This is a genomic window from Rhodococcus sp. (in: high G+C Gram-positive bacteria), from assembly GCF_049286785.1.
Classification (GTDB): Bacteria; Actinomycetota; Actinomycetes; order Mycobacteriales; family Mycobacteriaceae; genus Rhodococcus_F.
The window spans coordinates 1-22057 of record NZ_JBAQEO010000368.1 but is presented as its reverse complement, the minus strand read 5'-3'; the positions used below and the strand labels follow the sequence as shown (position 1 = coordinate 22057).

Annotated in this window: 18 protein-coding genes and 1 pseudogene; 12 read left to right on the top strand and 7 right to left on the bottom strand. The window is 65.5% G+C overall.

What is annotated here, in order from left to right; translation table 11 throughout:
- Positions 1 to 161, top strand: a pseudogene (locus tag WAW17_RS13785) (enoyl-CoA hydratase/isomerase family protein); the annotation flags it as partial.
- Positions 162 to 189: 28 nt separating this feature from the next.
- A complete protein-coding gene (locus WAW17_RS13780) occupies positions 190 to 1263 on the top strand; it encodes an MBL fold metallo-hydrolase (protein WP_422333521.1) in 1074 nt (357 codons plus the stop codon).
- 162 nt (positions 1264 to 1425) lie between these two features.
- On the opposite strand, the gene WAW17_RS13775 is transcribed toward WAW17_RS13780, so the two are convergent.
- The 4 genes from WAW17_RS13775 to WAW17_RS13760 form a co-directional block, all read right to left on the bottom strand.
- Positions 1426 to 2466, bottom strand: a complete 1041-nt coding sequence (locus WAW17_RS13775; RefSeq protein WP_422333520.1) for an NADP-dependent oxidoreductase — start codon at positions 2464 to 2466, stop codon at positions 1426 to 1428.
- Positions 2467 to 2569: 103 nt separating this feature from the next.
- Positions 2570 to 4144: an MFS transporter gene (locus WAW17_RS13770; RefSeq protein WP_422333519.1), complete on the bottom strand. Its 1575-nt coding sequence runs from the start codon at positions 4142 to 4144 to the stop codon at positions 2570 to 2572.
- The gene (locus tag WAW17_RS13765; RefSeq protein ID WP_422333518.1) at positions 4144 to 5478 is read right to left on the bottom strand and encodes an FAD-dependent oxidoreductase; all 1335 of its coding nucleotides are present in this window, start codon (positions 5476 to 5478) and stop codon (positions 4144 to 4146) included. Before WAW17_RS13765 ends, WAW17_RS13770 begins: the two co-directional genes overlap by 1 nt.
- 189 nt (positions 5479 to 5667) lie before the next feature.
- The gene (locus WAW17_RS13760) at positions 5668 to 6432 is read right to left on the bottom strand and encodes an SDR family NAD(P)-dependent oxidoreductase (RefSeq protein WP_422333517.1); all 765 of its coding nucleotides are present in this window, start codon (positions 6430 to 6432) and stop codon (positions 5668 to 5670) included.
- Between the two features lie 122 nt (positions 6433 to 6554).
- Here WAW17_RS13760 and WAW17_RS13755 point away from each other — a divergent pair, with 122 nt between their 5' ends.
- On the top strand, positions 6555 to 7718 hold the full coding sequence (locus WAW17_RS13755; protein WP_422333516.1) for an ABC transporter substrate-binding protein: 1164 nt from the start codon (positions 6555 to 6557) through the stop codon (positions 7716 to 7718).
- A 457-nt stretch (positions 7719 to 8175) separates the two neighbouring features.
- On the opposite strand, the gene WAW17_RS13750 is transcribed toward WAW17_RS13755, so the two are convergent.
- The 3 genes from WAW17_RS13750 to WAW17_RS13740 are packed head-to-tail and all read right to left on the bottom strand — an operon-like array spanning position 8176 to position 12457.
- Entirely contained in the window at positions 8176 to 8970 is a 795-nt protein-coding gene (locus tag WAW17_RS13750) for an SDR family NAD(P)-dependent oxidoreductase (RefSeq protein ID WP_422333515.1), read from the bottom strand.
- Between the two features lie 51 nt (positions 8971 to 9021).
- A complete protein-coding gene (locus tag WAW17_RS13745; protein ID WP_422333514.1) occupies positions 9022 to 11583 on the bottom strand; it encodes an ATP-binding cassette domain-containing protein in 2562 nt (853 codons plus the stop codon).
- Between the two features lie 4 nt (positions 11584 to 11587).
- The gene (locus WAW17_RS13740) at positions 11588 to 12457 is read right to left on the bottom strand and encodes a branched-chain amino acid ABC transporter permease (protein WP_422333513.1); all 870 of its coding nucleotides are present in this window, start codon (positions 12455 to 12457) and stop codon (positions 11588 to 11590) included.
- Positions 12458 to 12612: 155 nt separating this feature from the next.
- On the opposite strand from WAW17_RS13740, the gene WAW17_RS13735 reads away from it, so the two are divergent.
- From WAW17_RS13735 to WAW17_RS13695, 9 genes are all read left to right on the top strand, one after another.
- Positions 12613 to 12987 carry a nuclear transport factor 2 family protein gene (locus WAW17_RS13735; protein ID WP_422333512.1) on the top strand — a complete coding sequence of 125 codons (375 nt, stop codon included), beginning with the start codon at positions 12613 to 12615 and terminating at the stop codon, positions 12985 to 12987.
- A gap of 41 nt (positions 12988 to 13028) precedes the next feature.
- Positions 13029 to 13418, top strand: coding sequence for a hypothetical protein (locus WAW17_RS13730; protein ID WP_422333511.1), 390 nt, complete (start codon positions 13029 to 13031; stop codon positions 13416 to 13418).
- 50 nt (positions 13419 to 13468) lie between these two features.
- Positions 13469 to 13729, top strand: a complete 261-nt coding sequence (locus WAW17_RS13725; protein WP_422333510.1) for a DUF3263 domain-containing protein — start codon at positions 13469 to 13471, stop codon at positions 13727 to 13729.
- A 68-nt stretch (positions 13730 to 13797) separates the two neighbouring features.
- Positions 13798 to 13950: a hypothetical protein gene (locus WAW17_RS13720; protein WP_422333509.1), complete on the top strand. Its 153-nt coding sequence runs from the start codon at positions 13798 to 13800 to the stop codon at positions 13948 to 13950.
- A 79-nt stretch (positions 13951 to 14029) separates the two neighbouring features.
- The gene (locus WAW17_RS13715; RefSeq protein ID WP_422333508.1) at positions 14030 to 15706 is read left to right on the top strand and encodes an NAD(P)-binding protein; all 1677 of its coding nucleotides are present in this window, start codon (positions 14030 to 14032) and stop codon (positions 15704 to 15706) included.
- Positions 15703 to 19275 (top strand): pyruvate:ferredoxin (flavodoxin) oxidoreductase, encoded by a 3573-nt coding sequence (nifJ, locus tag WAW17_RS13710; protein ID WP_422333507.1) that lies wholly within the window; start codon positions 15703 to 15705, stop codon positions 19273 to 19275. Before WAW17_RS13715 ends, nifJ begins: the two co-directional genes overlap by 4 nt.
- On the top strand, positions 19275 to 20285 hold the full coding sequence (locus WAW17_RS13705) for a dihydroorotate dehydrogenase-like protein (RefSeq protein WP_422333506.1): 1011 nt from the start codon (positions 19275 to 19277) through the stop codon (positions 20283 to 20285). The genes nifJ and WAW17_RS13705 overlap by 1 nt, the downstream gene beginning before the upstream one ends.
- A gap of 102 nt (positions 20286 to 20387) precedes the next feature.
- Positions 20388 to 20684: a hypothetical protein gene (locus WAW17_RS13700; RefSeq protein WP_422333505.1), complete on the top strand. Its 297-nt coding sequence runs from the start codon at positions 20388 to 20390 to the stop codon at positions 20682 to 20684.
- Between the two features lie 147 nt (positions 20685 to 20831).
- Positions 20832 to 22057: hypothetical protein (locus tag WAW17_RS13695; protein WP_422333504.1), on the top strand; the 1226-nt coding region annotated here is incomplete at its 3' end.

Below are 22057 nucleotides of genomic sequence, written 5' to 3'. Positions count from 1 at the left end.
AGCTGACGAAGATGTGCATCGATCGTGGTCTCGATGCCGATATCCAGTCGTTGATGGTGATGGAGCATCTCGCTGTCGGTAATGCCCTGCAGTCCGAGGACGGCAAGGAAGGCGTCAACGCGTTCCTGGAGAAGCGGGAACCGGTCTGGACCGGACGCTGACCGTAGCCGTTTCGACGAGGAGACATCGATGAGTACGACGACGACGGAACGCTCCGTGCCGTGGTATCGGTCCGGTGCGACACAGGTCTCGGAGGGAGTGTTTCGCATCCCGATCCAACTTCCCCTCGATGCCCTGCGTGCTGTCAACGTGTACGCCCTCGACACGTCCGACGGCGTCGTACTCATCGACGGCGGTTGGGCCGTCCCTTCCGCATTGGGCGAATTGAATTCCGGTCTCGAGGAGATCGGCCGGTCACTGAGCGATGTCACGGACGTCTACGTCACGCACATCCATCGCGACCACTACACACTTGCCGTGGAGATTCGGCGCGCAACGGGCAGCCGTATCCACCTCGGTGACGAGGAGCGACCCGGTCTCGCGGCGATCAGGGCGCTGGGATCGAATGTGCCGGAATCGTCCCTGCGGGAACTGCACCGATCAGGCGCCCCCGAGCTGGCCGACCTACTCCGCACGCAGACCGCTGCCGAACCGTTCTCCGCGGCGTCCTGGGAGGACCCCGACCACTGGATCACACCGGGCACGTTCGATCTGGGCGGCCGGACTCTCGACGCAATCCACACTCCTGGGCATACCAAGGGCCACTATGTTTTTGCCGACAGCGAGTCCGGTCTGCTTTTCAGCGGCGATCACATTCTCCCGCACATCACGCCGTCGATCGGTTTCGAACTCGGACCGTGGGGCATGCCCTTGGGGGATTACGTGGAATCGCTCGAGTTGATGCGTCGGCTACCGGATCGGCGCTTGCTGCCCGCTCACGGCGCCGTCACCGGCAGTTCTCGTGAACGAGCCGCTGAACTGTTGCAGCACCACGAGGAGCGCTTCGACGAGATCGCCGGCGAACTGTCGCCGAACACCGCCTCGACAGCGGCCGGTGTTGCCGCCAAGCTACCGTGGACCCGGCGCCGTCGGCCGTTCGGGAGTCTCGACTCGTTCAACCGGATGATCGCGATCTGCGAGACCCTTGCGCACCTCGACGTCCTGGTGGAGCGCGGCCGCGCTGTGCGCGACACGTCTCATCGTAGCGACCACTTCTTCTCTGGGGTTGACCACATCCGCTCGATACCGGCTTCGACCGACTGAGTGAATCAACATCTTCGAACTTCACCGCATTGATCATCGTGAGGCTCGAATGTCGCCGGTGGGAACCCGACGCGTACGCCTACGGCCGCCGAGCCGGCCACTTGCCACTTCTGTGTATCGACACCTGACATCGACTCTCGACCATGTTGCACGGTGCGCAGCTCAGGAGTCGATTCTGCACAGCGTCTTTCCCGTATTCTCGCCCCCCAGCATCGCGATCAACGCGGCCGGCGCACTTTCGAGGCCGTCGAACACCAACTCGCTGTGGACCATTCGGCCATCGGACAGATATGAACCGACCTCGGCCCGCATCTCGTCTGCCATGTGCATGTACGACCCCGCCCGAAATCCCTGTATGCGAATCTCTTTGGAGATCAACTGAAACAGGTTGGAAGGTCCAGGTGACGGAGAATCGGAGGCGTCGTAGTCCGCAATGGACCCGCACATAGCTACCCGGCCGGCCTGCCCGAGATTGTCTATAGCCGCAGCGAGGTGACCGGAGCCGACGTTGTCGAAATATGCACTGATACCGTTCGGTGCGGCCGTTGCGAGCAGAGCGGCGATTGCGCCATCGTGGTAGTCGAATGCCGCGTCGAGCCCCAATCGCTCGGTGAGATACTCGACTTTCGCAGGACTGCCCGCGGACCCGATAACCGTGCACCCGCGCAGTTTTGCCAACTGGGAGGCGATGCTTCCCACCGCACCCGCCGCCGCGGAAACCCAGACCACGTCGTCTCGGTCTATTTCGAGCACACCGACCAGTCCCGCATAGGCCGTCAGCCCTGAACTCCCGAGCGGCCCGAGGAACCATTGGGGCGGAAAGCCCCCGGGATCAACCTTGGTCAGGCTGCCGTAGCCGCCCATGGTCGCACCGCCTGCTCCGACCACGGCGAAGTCCCGGAACCCGTACATGTGCGAGACCAGGTCTCCGGGCTCGAAATCGGCACTGTTCGAATCCACTACGATTCCCAGCGCCAAGCCGGTCAGTGGATCGCCCAACTCGAGCGGAGGTAGGTATCCCCGAGGTGTGGCTTCCGCCAGACGGATTCGAGTCGAGGGATCGATCGACAGCCAGCTGTTGCGGACAAGTACCTCGTCGGGACCAAGCGTCGGGATCGGTGTCTCGGCGATGATGAGGTCGCTGGTCTTCAACTGATTGTCGGGTCGAGAGCGGAGACAAAGTTGTCGGCTGGTCCGAGGCATGAAGAACTCCGTTCAGAGATACATCACAGGGTGAGGTGACTTCCGGTATAGATCACTGGCACTCCGGAGTTTGGTTCCGTCGAACCGTCACGGCCAGAACGGTTCAGGAGCAGGTGATCTTCGAGGTGGGATGCTCGGCGCACGCCTTTACCCATATGCTCTCGAGCAGTCTTCTCTCGGGATCGGTCAACCGATCGGAGAGATAGCGCCGGTACTCCGCGATGTCGCGGAAATCGAACTGTTCGACCACGCGATCCGTCCCGATGTCGACCGTCCAGTCGAGCGCGCCGAGACGGCGGCGGGCGTGTGCGAGATCCCCGCGAAGTTCCCGGAACCACATGTCTCCGCCCGGCTGCAATCGATAGAGCACCGTCACCCGGACCGGGCATGATTCCGCCATCACCGGGGAAAGCGGAATCGCGGCTCGAGTTGCCGAGACGCCGAGAGTCGGGGTGATCGTCTCCGCCGGCACGATCCCGTTGACCAGGGCGCCGATGCCGGCGACGACCATTACCACGGACGCCGTCGCGAACGCGACCTCGAGTGAGACGATATCGGAGAGCGCTCCCCACACAATGGATCCCACCGCCTGGCATCCTTGGAAGATCAAGAGCATCAATGCAATCACGCGTGAGCGGATCCACGTCGGCAGGGCGCCGTGGGCCGCCATCATCCAGGAACTCTGGACTCCTACCCACGCCGCTCCCACGACGACCATGAGCACGGCGACGACGGCAACGTTCGATACGGTCGCGACCGCGGCGAGCACCAGGGCGTAGGCGAGCGATCCCGCGCAGATGAACGCGTTCTGCGTCATCCGGCGGCGAATCGGCATCACCGCGACGGTGCCCACCACGGCGCCGAGCCCGACGAGCCCGAACAGCAGGCCGAACTGACTCGACGACAAGCCCAGCCGTTCGTGGGCTATCACGGGAAGAAGGGCCCACAGGCAACTCGAGGGAACACCGAACACCGAAAGGCGGTACAGGAGTCGCCGGGTCCAGGCGGAATTCCGGACGAACCGTCTCGACGCCACCAGCGCAGGTACCATCCGCTCCGATGAGCGTGGCATCGCCGCGCCGACGCGGCGTCTCGATACGAGCGGCACGACCAGCGCTGCAAAGACGACACCCAGCGCCAGGAAGAGGGTTTCGGAAGTCGTCACAGTCAACAGCGCGCCACCGATGATCGGACCGATCGCGCGGGCACCGTTGTAGGAGGCGCCGTCGAGGATGGCCGCGGTTCCCGCGAGCGGCCGGCCGACGATGTGTGGCATCAGGGACTGCCATGCGATCGTGATCGTCGCCAGCCCTGATCCCACCGCGGCGACCGTGGCAAGCATCAGCCACGCGGGGACGTCGGAGATGCCCACGACCGCAGCCGCGGCTACGGCCGCAGCTGCCAGCACGAGGAGTGCTCCGCGCATCGCGATGGGGCCCGCCCCACGCTCACTCCACACACCCATCGGAAGGGCCAGCAGCAGAAAGGGAATCGCGAGCGCCGTCTGGACCGAGGCGATGACCGTCGACGACTCCCCGCCGACGGTGAGTGTCCACTGGACCGCAACGACGAAGACCCAGACGCACACATTGGTGACGCACTGGACCGCGACGACAACTGTGAAGTCCCGGTTGCGAAGCGGATCCCGGAGCGAGGGGGCGACCGCGACGGCCTGCATCAGGCTGTGACGACTGCGCGATCGGCGGCAGCCCGGTCCGCCGCGGCGAGGGCGAATACCAGAGCCGGTGCGATGCCGCCGGCGTAGGCGTGGTCGTAGAGCCCACCGGTATCGGATCCTGCAGCGAACAGACCTTCGATCGTTCCGCCCGAAGCGGCGAGGACGCGGCCGTGCTCGTCGATGCGAACGCCGTGGAACGGGAAGGTCAGCGCCGGGCACGCCTCGATCACGTAGTACGGACCCTTGTCCAAGGGTGCAGCGTCGTGGATGCGGGACGGCCGCACCGTGCTTCCTGCCCCGTTGATCTCACGGATCTGCTCGGCGATCGCGGCGCCGTCATAGCCCCATTCCTCGGGCAGATACGCGAGATCGTCGAGGCTCTCTGCGAATCCACACCGGCCACCGCGGCGTTGTGCAAGATCGAACTTGTCGATCGCCACGGCGCCCTCCACATAGCTGCCGGTAATCCAGTCGCGGTAGACCCGCTCGTCGGCCACGAGCAGTCCGCGGGATTCCGGCTGCTCGAGCAGGTCCATCGTGGTCAGGTGGTCGCCGACGGTCTCGTCGGTGAAGCGGCGGTTGTCGAGGTTGAACAGAAGTGCGTGTTCGCTGTAGTACAGCGACAGCGCCACGAAGTCGGAGGGGTCACGGAAGGTCACCCCGGTGGGGATGAGATGTCCGTAGAAGCCGGCACGGTCCTTTCCGGTCGCGGCGCCGACGGCCTCGGCCAGACGTAGTCCGTCACCGACGCTCGTCGGGTTGGAACGCAGCTGCATCGCGCTCGCGGCCGGATGGATGTGCTCGTCCACCGCGTCGGGATTCGCCTGGAATCCACCAGTGGCGAGAATCGTTGCACGAGCGCGGATGTCACGTTCGCTGCCGTCGGCCAGCTGCACCCGCGCACCGACGACGGAGCCGTCCTCGGTGAGAAGCTCGAGAGGGGTACTTCCGAGAAGCAGTTCGCCGCCGGCCCGGATCCGTCTGCGGCACTCGTCGATGTATTGGTTCGTGTCGAACTGGTGGCCGGTGCCGTAACGCAGGACCGTCACGGCGTCCGCGCACTCGACGCCGAGTGAGCGGATCCACTCGATCCCGCCGGCGAATCCATCGACGAGCGCGTGGCGCAACGCGGGGTCGCCGTTGGGGTTCACCTCGTCCATGACTTCGTGCGAGGGCGCTGTCCAGGCATACCCGGCGAACTGGGCGGACCCGCCGACCGTGGTGGACTTCTCGACGACGATGACCGAACTGCCCCGGCCGAGAGACCGGGCACCTGCCGTCAGTCCCGCCATGCCCGCGCCGATGACGAGTACGTCGGTATCGATTCCTGGCATCTCGTGCTCCTCCGTTGTGCAGCTGTAGTGTCTGCAGTCACACTAACTCCCTAATTGAAGTCAGTTCAAGTCCTGTGCGCTCAACGGCGTGAGCATCATTCTCGCCCTGGCAGTACCGCCTGCGGCGGACCGGGTGGCAGTGGCGATTCCGGGGGTACCGGCACACGCGGGCCTGGTTGCCGCTCACGCTCAATCCGCGGTCCAGCCACCGTCCGCGTAGATCTCGCTGCCCGTCACATACGTCGAATCGTCACTGACGAGAAACGCGACCACCCCGGCGATCTCGTCGGCACGACCCAGCCGGCCCATCGGCGTGTGCTCGATCATTGCGCGATGACGTTCGGTTCCCTCGTAGCGCTCGAGCAACTGAGGCGTTCCGATGAATCCGGGATGGACGGTGTTGACACGAACCCCGCGAGGCGCCCAATGCAGTGCCGCGTTCTTCGACATCGAACGCACCGCACCCTTGGCGGCGTGGTACGCGATGCTGTTGCCCAGCCCGCCGACGGTGCCCAGAATCGAGCACATGTTGACCACGGAACCACCGCCCGATCGCTCGATGAGCGGACCACAGTGCTTCATCCCCAGCCACACGCCGGTCTGATCGACCGCCACCACCGAGTTCCACTTCTCCAGGGTTTCGTCTTCCACTGTCGCGATGCTGCCGATCGCACCATTGTTGACGACGGCATGCAGACCGCCGCAGGTCGTAGTCACCTGCGCCACCGCTCGCATCCACGAGTCCTCGTCGGCAACATTCAGTTCGAGCGCGACATGCTGCCGGCTCCCGGGTAGATCGGCGATCAGTTCCCGACACCGATCACCGTCGATGTCGGTCACGACGACAGCGGCCCCCTCATCAGCGAGGCGGTGGGCGATGGCGACACCGATCCCTCCCGTGGCTCCTGTCAGTAGAACCGTTCGGCCCGGAAGCCGGTGCGCAGTGGTATTCATGCAGACGTTCCCTTCATGAGAAACCTGGAACAGGTCGTGGCGGAAAAATTCTCCGATGTGATTGCCGACATACTCTTTCCCCTATACCCTAACTGAATTGAACTCGCTTCAAGGAGGATGTAGTGCGTAAGTCTCTCATTGCGGTCGGCGTAGCGCTGACCATGGCCCTCACCGCTTGCGGCAGCTCGGGTGGCGGTGGCAGCGGACCGGGGGACCCGATCAAACTCGGTGCCTGGCTCCCGCTTTCGGGTCCCCAAGCTTCGGGTGGTATTCCGCAGGAGGCGGGCACCCAGGTCTTCTTCGACCAACTCAACGCCGACGGCGGCGTCAACGGCCGTCAGGTCGAGTGGACCTCGGTCGACAACGCCTTCGACCCGCAGCAGACCATCCAGGTGGCGCGGCAGCTGGTATCCCGGGACGAGGTCCTGGCGATCGTCGGGGCCAACGGTACCGCTACCTCGGAAGCCACCTTCCCGTTCGTGCTCGAGCAGAACAAGGTCCCGATCTTCGGTACCTACGGCGGTTCCGCCGCCTGGTACGACCCGGCGCGGCCCGGCCTGTTCGGAACCCAGACCCTCTATGAGGACCAGGCGCTCAGCGCCGCGCAGTGGGCACTCGACGACGGCGCCAAGAAGGTCACCGTGATCCGCAACGATCCCGCTGCGTTCGTCAACGTCGGGAACGTCGCCACCGCCGAACTGAAAAAGGGCGGGGCGGAAGTGTCGACCATCGAGGTCAAACTCGGCACCACCGACTACAGCCCGTTCGTCGCTCAGATCCGTTCTTCCGCACCGGACGCCGTCCTGGTCATCCTCCCGATCCAGGAGGCAGCCGCGTACCTGAACGAGATGGCGCTGCAGAAGGTTCAGACCCGCAGCTACGGGTACTCCCCGACCGTCGGCAACGGCCTCATCGACCTGGCCGGTGCCAACGCAGAGGGTTTCCGCGCCGTGTCGCTGACACTCCCACCCACAGCCGACGACCCTGCGGTAGAGGAATACCGCCAGGCACTGGCCAAGTTCAAGCCCGGCATGAAGCCCGACTTCTACTCGCTCGCTACGTACGGTTCGGCGAAGGCCTTCGCGCAGATACTTGCCGGCATCAACGGTGACATCACCTCCGAATCCATCGCCGCCGCAGTCACCTCCAGCGGACCGATCGAGACCGGTGTGATGCCTCCGCTCGAGTTCAGCGAAAACGACCACCTCGGCGCCGACGCGGTGGTCCGCGTCGAGGTCCGGAACGGCGAGTTCGTCGCCCAGGGAGACTTCGTGTCCCCCTACTGAATCGACCGCACAACCGGCTCACACGCAAAGAAGCCGCACCCTCCCGGGTGCGGCTTCTTTGCATTCGAGACATCCGCATGCGGCATCGGTTCGTCGCATACGGAGGTGCGAACCCACTCCACACCTCAGGTTCACCGGGTCGGCGCGACGGTGTCTGCTCAGACCTCTGCCTTTCGGGAAGTACCGGCGCAACGCGCCGTTGGTGGTGTTCTCGCTGGTCCCATGCTGCCACGGGCCGACTCCGCACCCCGGTCCCACGCGGTTCCAGCCCTCGACGATCCAGCGGACCTCCGGCACGATTTCCTCCGCCGCCCTCTCACGAACCACCATCCCAGCTCCTCATCCTCGAGGTGTTGCGACGACCAATGGAATCCGCCCACACCGAGAGGTCACGTACACACAACAGCGTCCCGCCCCCCAAAACACGGGGCGGGACGCAGAAGAGCAGGAACCGAACTCAGACCGTGAATCGTCCCCTGTTGCTGAGCAGGACCGCGCCCACGACGTTACGCGCCTGCTCGGAGGCGAGAAACAGAACGTTGTCGGCGATCTCGTCGGGGGTGGCGTAGGGCACGATGCTGTTGTTGACGTACCCGGTCTTGAGTTCGTCCGGCGTGCGTGCGGCCATGCCCGTGTCGGTCGGGCCGGGCGCGACCAGATTGACCCGGATACCGAATGCCAGCACCTCTTTCGCCACAGCCTGGCAGAACGCATGCACCGCAGCCTTCGAGGCCGCATAGTGCGGATACCCGGTGAGGGTGTCGAATACCGACGACGAGCCGATCACGACGATCGCGCCACCCTTCGGCTTCATCGCCTGTACCGCAGCGCGAACCACATGGAACGTCCCGTCCAGGTTGACCGCCATCAGCCGACGCCACTGCGTGTCGGAAAGATTCGCGGTGACGTCGATCGGACTGTTCGACGCCATCGCCTCGGTTATGGCCTTCTTGCTCTCAGGATCGTCGATCCCGGCCGCGTGGACAACCACATCAAGTCTGCCTTCCGCTTCCAGCACAGCGGCAATTGCATCGTTGACGTCGGCGGCGGATGAGACGTCGACCACCCGCGACACCGTCGTCTCGGATTCGTCTCCATACTGTCGACGTAGCGCGTCCGCATTGACATCGAGCGCGTACACGCGCGCCGCACCCTCTCCCGCGAGTTGGTGCACCACTGCCGCCCCGATCCCGGAACCCGCACCGGTGACCAGAGCGATCGCGCCCTCAAATCTTCTCGAGCCGTTCGTCATTCACTGTCCTTTCTCACAGTCCGATTGCGTAGATCAAGCCGGACACGGCGCTCAGTGAGTAACCTCGTGAGCTGGCTCGGCAATCTCCGTGCCGAAGTACGCTGCCTCGGCGATCCGGTCGAAGCCCGGGGTGCGGTTGTTGCCGCGCGCGACGACAGCACCTTGACGGAGCACGACGACATCGGTGCATGCGCCGAGAGCGCGTGCCAGCGACTGGTCGAGCAGAATCGTCGTGATGCCCTGGTATGCAAGGGTATTGATCTGCGAATAGACCTCGTCGACCATCGCCGGGGACAAACCCAGGGCCGGTTCGTCAAGTATCAGCACCTCCGGATCGGCCATGAGCGCGCGGGCGATCGCAACGAGCTGCTGCTCACCTCCGGACAACGAGCCGGCCGGAATGCTCATCCGGGTGCGCACTCGTTCCGGCAACCACTCCTGCAGCTCTTCGAGTCGTTCGGTGAGCTTTCGGCCCGAAATGCCGACGGCGTACGCGGCGACCTCGAGGTTCTCGCGAACCGACAGCGTCCGAAAGAGAGCACGCCCCTCGGGCACCAGGCTGATGCGCAGCTTCTCCGAAGCACCGAGTACCCGGGTTCCTCCGGTGGCGTGCATGTCGCCATGCAGGATTCGTCCCAGAGTGCTCTTGCCGGCACCGTTCGCGCCTACGATACCGAGGATGCCGCCGGCGTGGACGTCGAGGTCGATGCCCTCGAGCGCCCGCACGCCGTCGTAGTGATGTTCGATGTCGCGCACCGCGATCATCGGTGTCCCTGCACAGTCGACCTCCGGCGCAACCAGATCGGAATTTACGCCGCCCAGGTACGAATCACGGACCTTCTGGTTCTGGAGCACCGTGTCCGGAGTGCCGTCGGCGATGAGTTCACCGAAGTCGAACGCCACGACTCTATCGGCGACGGCGAACAGATCGTCGAGGACGTGATCGATGATCACCACCGATGTGCCCGACGCCGACAGCCGCCGGATGTGCAGAGCAAGCGTCTGACGTTCGTCCACGTCGAGACCACCGAACGGTTCGTCGAGCACGATCAGGCGTGGATTGTCGGCGAGCGCCGCGATCGCACGGGCCAGGTCTACACGCTTCTGCAGACCGAACGGCAATTCCTTGGGAAGCCGATGCGCGTGTTCGGCCAGGCCGACACTCTCCAGAACTCGAAGCGCCGCTTCCCGATCGGACTTCCTGCCCCAGCGGTTGACGACGGTGACGTTTTCGAGCACCGTCAGCTCGCCGAAGAGTTCGGCGTGCTGGAACGTGCGGCCGAGGCCGAGCGATCGGCGACGAGTGGCGCGCACGGCGTGGAGTTCCTTACCGCCGAGTTCCATCGTACCGGTGAGTTCGCCGCCCCCGATCAGGCCGCACAGTGCATTGACGAACGTCGTCTTGCCGGCCCCGTTCGGGCCGATGATGGCGAGAACTTCACCTGGAAGTACCTGCAGATCAACCGCATCAACCGCCTGGAGGCCACCGAAGCGCACACCGAGGCCTTCGGTCTTCAGAATCGGCTCCGCCTCGGAGTCGACGCTGCTGTCGCGATCGTCGGCACCGGTGGCCTCCTCCGCGGGCAGCGTCGGCAGAGGTCGATGACTCAGCGCTCGGGTCGCCGGGGCGAACCGGTGCAGCAGTGACGCGGCGGTCGGCACGATGCCGTCTGCCAGGAACAGCAGGGTCAGGATGAGAATGCCACCGATGAGATACGGCTGATCGATCGAGAATGACGAGGCCAGTGTGGGAGCGAATGCCAGAAATGCGCCACCGAGGACGGCACCGACGATGCTGCCGGTACCGCCGAGGACCGTCGCGGCAATCAGGTTGACTGCGAACACCATCGAGAAGCCCTCAGGGCTGACGAAGCCCGACAACAGCGCCAGGAGCACGCCGGCCAAACCCGCGATTCCTGCGCTGATCGCGAACCCGAGACTCGACTGCAGTTCCGGCGCGATGCCGATCGACCTACTCGCGAGCGGGTGAGTCTTCGCCGCGACCATGCGCATCCGCACGGTGGTGCGACGCACGAGGACCGACACTGTCAGCGCTACGCCGAGTACCGCGACAGCAAGGTAGACGACCTCGTCCGACGATGGAATGAGCTCACCGACAGGCGAATCGAACGTATCGACAGGCACACCCTGGTCGCCACCGGTCACGCTTTTCCACGCGCCGATGATCTCGAGCACGACGAGCGTGAACGCGAGCGTCAGTAGTGCGACGTACAAGACCGAGAACCGAGAACCGACGAATCCGAGAAAGCCACCCGTCGCTGCGCACAGGACGACCGCGAGTACGACGGTGAAACCGATCCCCCAGCCATGAGCGCTTCCGTATGCGGTCGCGTACGCGCCGATCGCAACCATCGCAGGATGTCCGATCGACCAGATGCCGGTCCAGCCCGCCAGCAGCGATATGGAGAGGACGATCAGGCCGTATACAGCGGCCAGCCCGACCGTGTACACGTTGTAGCCGGGCAGGATTCCCGCCGATAGCACGAGGATCGTCAGCACTGCGGCGAGCGGTCCGCCGACGAGCTGGCCGACGGAGTACAGCCGCTGACCTTTCCGAGAGGTGCGCCGGTCCGGGATCTGTGTCGTGGTCATGGTTTCAGACCCTCTCGAAGGTTTGGCGGCCGAAAATGCCCTGAGGTCGAATGAGGAGGACGAGCACCGCGATGCTGAATACGAACGTGTCGCGGAAGCTGGCCGAGATGTATGCGGCGGCGAGGTTGTCCAGCACGCCGATGATGAGTCCGCCGACGACGGCGCCGTACATGCTGGTGAGTCCGCCGAGAAGTATGCCGGCGAAGGCCCGGAAGAGAACCGGAGCCAGGATCACCGGAGTGACACCGGTCTTCGGCGCATAGAGAAACACTGCAAGTGCCGCAAGCGCCATACCGAGAGCCCAGGCAATCCGCGCGACCTTGTGCGCGTTGATACCCATGATCTCGGCGGTCTCGGCCGACTCGGCGACCGCGCGCATCGCGGAGCCGAGTGGGGTGCGCTTGAACAGATACGCGATCCCGGACACCGCGCAGGCCGCGATGAGGATCGTCGCGATGTCCTGGAGCAGGAGATTGGAGTTGCCGACCGTCAGCGTTCCCTCGATGAGCTGCGGGAAACGCTGCGGTTGCTCACCCCAGAAATGCCCGATCAAGTGCTCGACGATGATCGACAGACCCATCGTGATGACGAGAGCCGCGAAGAGCTTGCCCTGTCCCAACGGGCGAATCAGTGCCTCTCGGACCACGAGACCACTCAGCGCTCCGAACGCCACGGCCACGATGAGGGCAACAAACACGCCGGCACCCCACCCGTAGACGCTGAGGGCCATGTAGATCGCAAGGGTGGACATCGATGCCATGGCGAAATTCATGACATCGGTGGATCGGAAGATGATGACCAGCCCGAGTCCGATGAGACCGTAGACGGCACCGTTCGCGATGCCACTGGTCAGAGTGATGAACAATTGGTCCACGAATAGCCTCCGCTGGCCTGTCGCAACTTGCCCGATCGCAAGTTGAGTTGACTTCAGTTCAGTAAGATAGAGTACAGGTAGTGTGAGTGCAACCACAGTTCGCAAAACTTAAATCGCCCATTTACACCAGAACTGAATTCAACTAGGTTTCGACCATGAGCATCGACAGCAACCTGGCCCTCCTACGCTATTACGCCGCACTCGACCGCTCCGATGCCGCCGCGGCTCTCGGCATGGTCGAACCCGACGTAGCGTTCACACTGACCCTGCCCGGAGCAGTCACTCGCGGCAGGGGGCCCGACGACCTGCGGGCGTACATCGACAACCGAGGCACAACCGAACGTCGTCACGTACCGCTGCGGGCGACGCGCACGGACGACGTCGAATTCGTCTACGGAGCCGTCACCGAGTCGGGCAACGTGACGGGGCACTTCTCCGCGACAGCGCGCGTGACCGACGCCGGACGGATCGCCGCCTACCTCGTAGTCTTCGACCCCGAGGCGCGCGTCGTCGAATCATCCACCGCATAAGCATCCAGCGATCCGTTCACCTCAGACCGAAGGACACAAGCATGACCACCGCCACCGCCACCGCCCTCTTCCTGGAACGCTGGTTCGGCCTCATGGACTCCGATGCCCCCGACGGCGTCCTCGACCTCATCACCGACGACTTCACGATGTCGGTGGTCTTCTCCACCGGCGAGCAGGCGTCCGAGTTCACCGGCGACCGCTCAGGTCTCGTCGGTTACCTCGAGCAGCGAGAACAGGGCACGCGCATCCACACCGTCCTCACGGCTGCAACCAACGGCGACACGGAACTCGCACTCGGCGAGGTCACCCGCGTCGACAACGGCGACTTCGAAGCATCGTTCAACGTCACGGCCGCCATCGATCCGGTCTCCGGTCTCTGCCGCCGACTGCTGATCTGCCGTACACCGAATGTTCGATTCTCGAATGGCTGACGAATGAGGGAGCGCTCCGCTCCCGAGCGCACGCACGCGAAGGATGATTCATGCGCCCACAAGACAGGACGAACTACGTCCTCACTGCATGCAAATGGCTGCCCTACGGGGGCGTACCCGCCGAAGAGATATTCCTGACGTTCGGTTTGTCCCCGATGCGCTATTACACACGTCTGCACAGGATGATCGAGACGGGTGCCGTCGGCCCCATTCCGACCAACCTCAGGGATCAGCTCCTGAACCTCTGCAGGACCGCGTCTCACGCGGCGACCCGATCCCTGGTCTCGCACGTCTCCGATCGAAGCGACTGACGTAGCCACCGGTGCGGACTCGAGCCATTCGGTTTGCGCGGGCTGCCGAGTGGGTCGATAGTCACGGTATGCCGCTCGCACTCGTCCTGCAGTTGACGGCCGTAGTCGTGCTGACCGCAGTCGGAACGATGCTTCTGGCGGTGGAAGCCTTCGGCTCCGGCGGCCTGTGCCTGGCCGGAGCATCGTGGTGGTTCTGGTGCCTCTACCGCAGCAGTGAATGACGTCCTGCGGACGAGCCTTTGTCGGACGCCGGGTGGTGATAGCACTCCTCAACTCTCCTTGCGGATCTATCCTGGGACAATGACTGCCGACGAGCGCAGCAACAAGGACACCTACGGTGGCCCGACAGGACCGGCCAGGGACGTCACGCCCCTTCCCGACCTGGTTCACGGGCAGCCCCGCGGCGGGCCGGTTCGCGAGAGACGCCCCGTGTACGTCGATCTACTGCCCCCGTGCAATGCCGGCTGCCCGGCGGGGGAGAACATCCAGGCCTGGCTGGCGCACGCCAAGGCGCAGCGGTACGAGCAGGCCTGGCGGCAGTTGGTTGCAGACAATCCCTTCGCCGCCATCCACGGCCGGGTCTGTTATCACCCGTGCGAATCCGTCTGTAACCGAGCCCATCTGGACAGTGCCGTGTCCATCCACTCGGTGGAGCGTTTCCTCGGTGACCTTGCCCGGGAGAAGGGGTGGCTGTTCGATCCTCCGCCCACCCGAAGTGGCAAGAGGGTGCTCGTGATCGGTGCCGGGCCCAGTGGATTGTCCGCCGCCTGTCATCTGGCGCGCCTCGGCCATGAGGTCGAGATCCGCGATGCGGGCGCCGCGCCCGGCGGGATGATGCGATACGGGATTCCGAACTACCGCCTGCCCCGCGATGTGCTCGACGTCGAGTTGAGTCGAATCGCGGCGCTCGGTGTGGTGTTGACCAGCAATCACCGGGTCGAAGACCTCGCGGCCGAGCGGGAGGAAGGCCGCTTCGACGCCGTGTTCGTGGCAGTGGGAGCGCACCTGGCCAAACGTGTGGACATCCCGACCTGCGACGCCGGCACGATGGTGGATGCCGTGTCGTTTCTGCGCAGCGTCGCGTCCGGCGAGAAGCCGGCGGTCGGACGCCACGTGGCGGTCTACGGCGGAGGGAACACCGCGATGGACGCCGCCCGCGTGGCCCGCCGCCTCGGCGCAGAGAACGCGGTGATCGTCTATCGCCGCACCCGTGAGCAGATGCCGGCCCACGAGGAGGAGGCCGAGGACGCCGAACGCGAAGGCGTGCACATCAATTGGTTGCGGACGATCACCGCCTTCGACGGCCCCGAGTTGCAGGTGGAGGTCATGGAACTCGACGAGTCCGGCTACCCGCAGCCCACCGGACGGTACGAGACACTCGCTGCGGACACCCTGATCATGGCCCTGGGGCAGGAGACCGAGTCGGCGTTCATGCGCACGCTGCCGGGCGTCGTCTTCGAGCGCGACGGCAGCGTGCGGGTCTCGGAAAGTATGATGACGGGATGCCCGGGCGTGTTCGCGGGCGGCGACATGGTGCCCAGCGAGCGGACCGTGACGGTCGGTGTCGGGCACGGAAAGAAGGCGGCACACCACATCGACTCCTGGCTGCGGGGAAGTCCGGGCGAGCGGCCGCCGAAACATCCGATGGCGACATTCGACAAGCTGCACCTCTGGTACTTCGGTGACGCGGCGCAGCGCCGGCAGCCCGAACTGGCACCCGAGGAACGCGTCGAAAGCTTCGAGGAGGTCGTCGGCGGCCTGTCGGCCCAGGAGGCAACCTACGAGGCGGGACGTTGCCTCTCGTGCGGCAACTGCTTCGAGTGCGACGGCTGCCTCGGCGCCTGCCCGGAGGATGCGATCATCAAATTGGGTGTCGGCCACGGCTACAAATACGACTACGACAGATGCACCGGATGCGCAGAGTGCTTCGAGCAATGCCCGGTTCACGCTATCGACATGTTTCCGGAGCCGAAATGACACGCGCGACGGTGGACGGCAACGAGGCAGCTGTCTCGGTCGCCTACCGACTCAACGAGGTGTGCTGCATCTACCCGATCACCCCATCGTCACCGATGGCCGAGCTGGCCGATGAGTGGTCCAGTCGGCACCGACCCAATGTGTGGGGCACGGTGCCGACCGTAGTGGAGATGCAGAGCGAGGGTGGCGCGGCCGGGGCTCTGCACGGCGCCCTGCAGAGCGGGGCGCTCAGCACCACCTTCACCGCGTCCCAGGGTCTGCTGCTGATGATCCCGAACATGTACAAGATCGCCGGCGAACTCACCTCGGCCGTGATCCACGTGGCAGCCCGATCCCTTGCTGCGCAGGGTTTGTCGATCTTCGGCGACCACTCGGACGTGATGGCGGTGCGCCAGACCGGGTTCGCGATGCTCGCGTCGGCCTCGGTCCAGGAGGCCCAGGATCTGGCGCTGGTCGCCCAGGCGGCCACCCTCCGGACGCGGGTGCCGTTCGTGCACTTCTTCGACGGATTCCGGACGTCCCACGAACTGAACACGATCGACACGCTGTCCGACGACGACCTGCGGGCGCTGGTGCCGGAGGATTTGGTCCGGGCACATCGCGGACGCGGGCTGTCGCCGGAGCGCCCGTTCATTCGCGGTACCGCGCAGAACCCGGACATCTACTTCCAGGCGCGTGAGACGGTCAACCCGTTCTACGATCGGGTGCCGGACGTGGTCCAAGACCTCATGACGCGCCTGGGCGAACGTACCGGTCGGCAGATGAGCATCGTCGAGTACACCGGCGACCCGGAGGCGGAGCGGGTGCTGGTGCTGATGGGCTCCGGTGCGCAGACCGCGGCCGAAACCGTGGCCGCTCTCACCGAGCGCGGCGAGCGAGTCGGCGTCGTACAGGTGCGGCTGTACCGGCCGTTCCCTACCAGGGCGTTCCTCGACGCGCTGCCGCCAACGGCGCGCACGATCGGCGTGCTGGACCGCACCAAGGAGCCCGGGTCGATCGGCGAGCCGCTGTATCTGGACGTCGTCGCGGCGCTCGCGGAGGCGCACACGGACGGCGAGCGAACCGTCATGCCCCGGGTGTCCGGGGGACGCTACGGGCTGTCGTCCAAGGAGTTCACGCCCGCCATGGTTGCCGGCGTGTTCGACGAACTCGGGCGCGCAAACCCCCGGCGCCGCTTCACCATCGGCATCGACGACGACGTCTCCGGGACCAGCGTGGCCTACGATCCGTCGTTCGACATCGAGTCGCCCGACACCGTGCGTGCCATCTTCTACGGCCTGGGTTCCGACGGAACAGTCGGCGCCAACAAGAACACGATCAAGATTCTCGGCGGCGAGGAGCGCCTGCACGTTCAGGGCTACTTCGTCTACGACTCCAAGAAGTCGGGCTCGCAGACGGTGTCGCATCTGCGCTTCGGACCGCGTGCCATCCGGGCGCCCTACCTGGTGACGCGGGCGAATCTCGTCGGCTGCCATCAGTTCCAATTCCTCGAGAAGGTCGACGTGCTGGGCCCGGCCGCCCCCGGGGCGACCCTGCTGCTGAACTGCAGATACCAGCCGGACAGGGTGTGGGACGCCCTGCCGCGCCGGGTTCAGGAACAGATCCTGGACAAACGGATCACGCTGTACGCCATCGACGCGGGCCGGATCGCCCGCGAGGTAGGACTCGCAGGGCGGATCAACATCGTCCTGCAGACGTGCTTCTTCGCGATCTCCGATGTGCTCCCCCGCGAACAGGCCATCGCCCGGATCAAGAAGTCGGTGGAGAAGACGTACGGCAACCGCGGAGCCGACGTCCTGCGGCGCGAATTGGCGGCGGTCGACCACGCCCTGGAAGGCCTGCACCGGATCGATGTGCCCGAACTGGTCACCTCGACGCGTGCGCCGGCACCGGTCGTGCCCGAGCATGCGCCCGAGTTCGTCCGCACCGTTACCGCGGAGATGATGGCCGGGCGCGGCGACTTGTTGCCGGTCAGTGCGCTTCCGGTCGACGGCACGTACCCGAGCGGCACGACCGCGTACGAGAAACGGAACATCTCCGAACTCGTCGCCGTCTGGGACCCCGACACCTGCATCCAGTGCGGCAACTGCAGTTTCGTCTGCCCGCACAGCGTGATCCGTTCCAAGCTCTACGACGAGTCCCGGCTCGACGCCGCCCCGGAGCACTTCGACGCCGCACCGCTGGACGCCGTGGGTCTCCCGGACACCCGGTTCTCGTTGCAGGTGTACGCCGAGGACTGCACCGGCTGCGGTCTGTGCGTCGAGGCCTGCCCCGTCGTCGTACCCGGCAGCCCGATCACCAAGGCCATCAATCTCGGCCCCCGCGAGCCGCTGGTTGACGACGCACGCAAGAACGTCGCCTTCTTCGAAACCCTGCCGATGCCCGACCGAGCGCGGGTGGACTTCGGCACCGTCCGGGGAACGCAATTCTTGGAGCCCCTGTTCGAATTCCCGGGAGCCTGCGCGGGGTGCGGGGAGACGCCGTACCTCAAGTTGCTGTCCCAGCTCTTCGGCGACCGACTGATGGTCGCCAACGCGACCGGCTGTTCGTCGATCTACGGCGGTAACCTGCCCACCACCCCGTGGACCACCAACGCGGACGGCCGTGGTCCGGCGTGGTCGAACTCGCTGTTCGAGGACAACGCGGAGTTCGGGCTCGGTTTCCGGCTGGCCGCCGACGGGCACACCGAGCTGGCCCGGCGGCGCCTCACCGAACTGCGGGATGCCGTGGGCGCCGACCTCGTCGACGACATCCTGACGGCGCCGCAGCTACGCGAGTCGGAACTGCGGGCCCAGCGGGAACGGGTGGCCGAGCTCGAGAAGCGCCTTGCCGAGCTCGAACCCGCCCGCACCGGTGACCTGCTCAGCGTGATCGATCACCTGATCCGGCGCAGCGTGTGGATCGTCGGCGGCGACGGCTGGGCCTACGACATCGGTTCCGGCGGACTCGATCACGTCTTGGCGAGTGGGCGCAACGTCAACGTGCTCGTCCTCGACACCGAGGTCTATTCCAACACCGGCGGGCAGATGTCGAAGGCGACACCGCTCGGCGCGGTCGCGAAGTTCGCCGCCGCAGGCAAGACGTTACCGATGAAGGATCTTGCGTTGCAGGCGATCGCGTACGGCAGTGTCTATGTCGCCAGGGTGGCCATGGGTGCCGATCCGCAACAGACGTTGCAGGCCTTCCGGGAGGCGGAGGCCTTCGAGGGACCGTCGCTCGTGATCGCCTACAGCCAGTGCATCGCACACGGTATCGACATGCGTCACGGGATGGACCAGCAGTACCGCGCGGTGGCCAGCGGGCATTGGCCGCTGATCCGATTCGACCCGCTGTTGCGTGCTGCCGGCCGGAACCCGTTCCTTCTCGATTCGCACCGGCCGCGGATTCCGCTCGACGACTACCGCAACCGGGAACTGCGGTACCGCTCGCTGGCCAACGCCGATCCGGCCGAATACGACCGGCTCCTCGGGCTCGCCGAGGAGGCGATCGCTCAGCGCTGGGACCGGTACGAGGACATGGCCGCTCGGGGTCCACAGCACTTCACCGCCGACGCCCGTAAGGATCGATGATGGAGCTGACGACGCGCTATCTGGGACTGACGTTACCCAATCCGCTGGTGGCGGCCGCGTCCCCGTTGTCGCAGACCGTCGACGGTGTCCGCCGGCTGGCCGATGCGGGTGTCGGCGCGGTGGTGCTCTATTCGCTGTTCGAGGAACAGCTGATCCGCGAAGCGGAACGCAACACGACTCTGACCGAACACGGGTCCCAGAGTTACGCCGAGTCCCTGTCCTATTTCCCGGACGCAGCCATCGAGGACCACGGGCCCCGCCGCTATCTGAACCTGCTCGAACGGGCCGCTGCCGCGATCGAGGTGCCCGTGATCGGCAGCCTCAACGGCATCACCCCCGGCAGCTGGGCGGGTTACGCCCTGTCGATGCAGGACGCCGGTGCGGCCGCGATCGAGTTGAACATCTACTACCTGCCCGGCGATCCGCACATCACCGGCCGCGACGTCGAGCAGCGTCACCTCGACGTGCTGTCGCGGGTGAAGGACTCCGTGACTGTGCCGGTGGCGGTGAAGCTGAGCCCACACTTCAGTTCGATCGGTGAGATGGCGCTGCGTCTCGACGAGGCCGGTGCCGACGGACTGGTGCTGTTCAATCGCTTTCTGCAACCCGACATCGATCCCGAGACACTCATGATGGGTCGCGCCGTGACCCTGTCGACCTCCGCTGAGTCGCGGGTGCCACTCACGTGGATTGCACTGTTGCGCGGACAGTTACGCGCTTCCATTGCCGCCACCACCGGCGTCGAGAACGCCACCGACGTGAGCAGGTATCTGCTGGCCGGAGCGGACGTGGTGATGACCGCCTCGGCACTGCTGCGGCACGGGCCGGCCTATGCGGAGGTCCTGCTCGACGGGCTGCGCGACTGGATGGGACGCAAGGGTTTCCACTCGATCGACCAAATACGCGGCTTGCTCGCAGTGCCGTCCGGAATGGACGAAACCGCACGCGAGCGGGGCGACTACGTCAGTGCCCTGCGGGACGCGAACAGCCAGGTCTACGGCCCCTGGTGACGGCGTAGTCGCCCGTGCCCACACGGCAAGGCGGCGAGGCAACGGTTTGGTTTCGGGCTGGTCGAGGCACCCGCGGATCTACCCTATTCGGGACAGGTGTGGGTGAGCGTGGCCACGCCGGGTAGCAGCACCGGAGATCCGATCTTCGGACCCATCGACGTCGACCTGGCCGCCGGGCAGACGCTCGAGGAGCCGATCACGTACGTGGTGCCGGCCCAGGCGGCGGCCGGAGCATATGACGTGTACGCCTTCGCCGGTGCCTACCCGACCTCGGCCGTCGAGTTCGGCACCGTCAACGCGCTCGAGTCCGGTATCGTGCCGCCGGACGGTAATCCCTTCGGCAGCTCGGGAAGCTCCGGAAACGGTCTGTCGACCGCCTTCCTCCCCGAGGTTCGCTGAGAGAGGTCACGATGTCGACGAGCACCACCCGGCCTGCTGGCGACGACACCGGTTGATCCGGCCGAACCGTCGGCCGAGGATCACCGTGGACGTGCACGGTGGCCGCGTGGGATGGTGGGTGGGGCGGGGAGAGCGAGCGGCGGAAAGATGGTTACGCAGAGCCTCGAAACCGATTATCTCGTGGTCGGCTGTGGTGCTGCCGGCATGGCGTTCACGGACTCCTTGATCGCCGGCTCCCACGCGGACGTCGTGATGGTGGACCGTCGCCACGCGCCCGGCGGGCACTGGAACGAGGCCTACCCGTTCGTGCGACTGCACCAACCGTCGTCCTATTACGGCGTGAACTCGCTGCCGCTGGGCGAGGACGCCATCGATCGCGACGGCCTGAACCAGGGCATGTACGAGCAGGCGAGCGCGCCCGAGATCTGCGCGTACTACGACCGCGTCATGCGAAGAAACCTCCTCCCGTCCGGCTCCGTGCGGTACTTCCCGATGTGCGAGTACGTCGGCGATCACCAGTTGCTCTCCCGCACGTCCGGTGACCGATACGACGTCGAGGTCCGCAAGGCACTGGTGGACGCCACCTATCTCGAGCCTGCGGTACCGGCGACCTTTCCGCCGCCGTTCGACGTCGAGCCCGGAGTGCGCTGCGTCCCCGTCAACGCGCTCGCACACGTCGCCGACCCGCCCGGGCGTTACGTCATCATCGGCGCAGGCAAGACGGCCATGGACGCATGCCTGTGGCTACTGCAGATCGGAGTGGCACCGGACGCCATCCGCTGGATCAAGCCCCGCGAAGCCTGGCTTCGCAATCGGTACTTCGCGCAGGGTGGTGAACTGGTCGGAAACCTGATCGCAGGTCTCTCCCTCCAGATGGAGGCCGCCGCGCAGTCGACGTCGCTGGAGGACCTGTTCGATCGGCTCGAGGAGAGCGGCCAGTTGCTCCGGGTCGACGGGCACGTCGCGCCCACGATGTACAAGGCGCCGACGATGAGCACGGCCGAACTCGCGCAGCTCACGCGCATCGGCGACGTCGTACGACTCGGGCACGTTCGGCGCATCGAACGTGGCGCCGTCGTGCTCGAAGGGGGCACCGTCCCGACCGATCCCGGCCAGCTGCACGTGCACTGCGCCGCCCCCGGCCTGAATCCGGCACCGAGCATCCCGATCTTCGCGGCGGATCTCATCACGTTGCAGCCCATCCGCACCGGGCTCATCCCGTTCAACGCCGCGCTCATCGGCTTCCTGGAGGCGACGGGCCGGGACCTCGCCGAGAAGAATCGGCTCTGCCCACCCAACCGGTTACCCGACACCCCGCTCGACTGGGTGCGCGGAACACTGATCGAGACGAACGCCGACTACGCGTGGTCGAA

Excerpts from the sequence above, each read along its gene's own strand:
- WAW17_RS13765 (WP_422333518.1), bottom strand. The coding sequence starts at position 5,478 with ATGCCAGGAATCGATACCGACGTACTCGTCATCGGCGCGGGCATGGCG.
- WAW17_RS13745 (WP_422333514.1), bottom strand. The coding sequence starts at position 11,583 with ATGACCACGACACAGATCCCGGACCGGCGCACCTCTCGGAAAGGTCAG.
- WAW17_RS13750 (WP_422333515.1), bottom strand. The coding sequence starts at position 8,970 with ATGACGAACGGCTCGAGAAGATTTGAGGGCGCGATCGCTCTGGTCACC.
- WAW17_RS13760 (WP_422333517.1), bottom strand. The coding sequence starts at position 6,432 with ATGAATACCACTGCGCACCGGCTTCCGGGCCGAACGGTTCTACTGACA.
- nifJ (WP_422333507.1), top strand. The coding sequence starts at position 15,703 with ATGACACGCGCGACGGTGGACGGCAACGAGGCAGCTGTCTCGGTCGCC.
- WAW17_RS13705 (WP_422333506.1), top strand. The coding sequence starts at position 19,275 with ATGGAGCTGACGACGCGCTATCTGGGACTGACGTTACCCAATCCGCTG.
- WAW17_RS13725 (WP_422333510.1), top strand. The coding sequence starts at position 13,469 with ATGCGCCCACAAGACAGGACGAACTACGTCCTCACTGCATGCAAATGG.
- WAW17_RS13775 (WP_422333520.1), bottom strand. The coding sequence starts at position 2,466 with ATGCCTCGGACCAGCCGACAACTTTGTCTCCGCTCTCGACCCGACAAT.
- WAW17_RS13730 (WP_422333511.1), top strand. The coding sequence starts at position 13,029 with ATGACCACCGCCACCGCCACCGCCCTCTTCCTGGAACGCTGGTTCGGC.
- WAW17_RS13720 (WP_422333509.1), top strand. The coding sequence starts at position 13,798 with ATGCCGCTCGCACTCGTCCTGCAGTTGACGGCCGTAGTCGTGCTGACC.
- WAW17_RS13715 (WP_422333508.1), top strand. The coding sequence starts at position 14,030 with ATGACTGCCGACGAGCGCAGCAACAAGGACACCTACGGTGGCCCGACA.
- WAW17_RS13770 (WP_422333519.1), bottom strand. The coding sequence starts at position 4,144 with ATGCAGGCCGTCGCGGTCGCCCCCTCGCTCCGGGATCCGCTTCGCAAC.
- WAW17_RS13780 (WP_422333521.1), top strand. The coding sequence starts at position 190 with ATGAGTACGACGACGACGGAACGCTCCGTGCCGTGGTATCGGTCCGGT.
- WAW17_RS13735 (WP_422333512.1), top strand. The coding sequence starts at position 12,613 with ATGAGCATCGACAGCAACCTGGCCCTCCTACGCTATTACGCCGCACTC.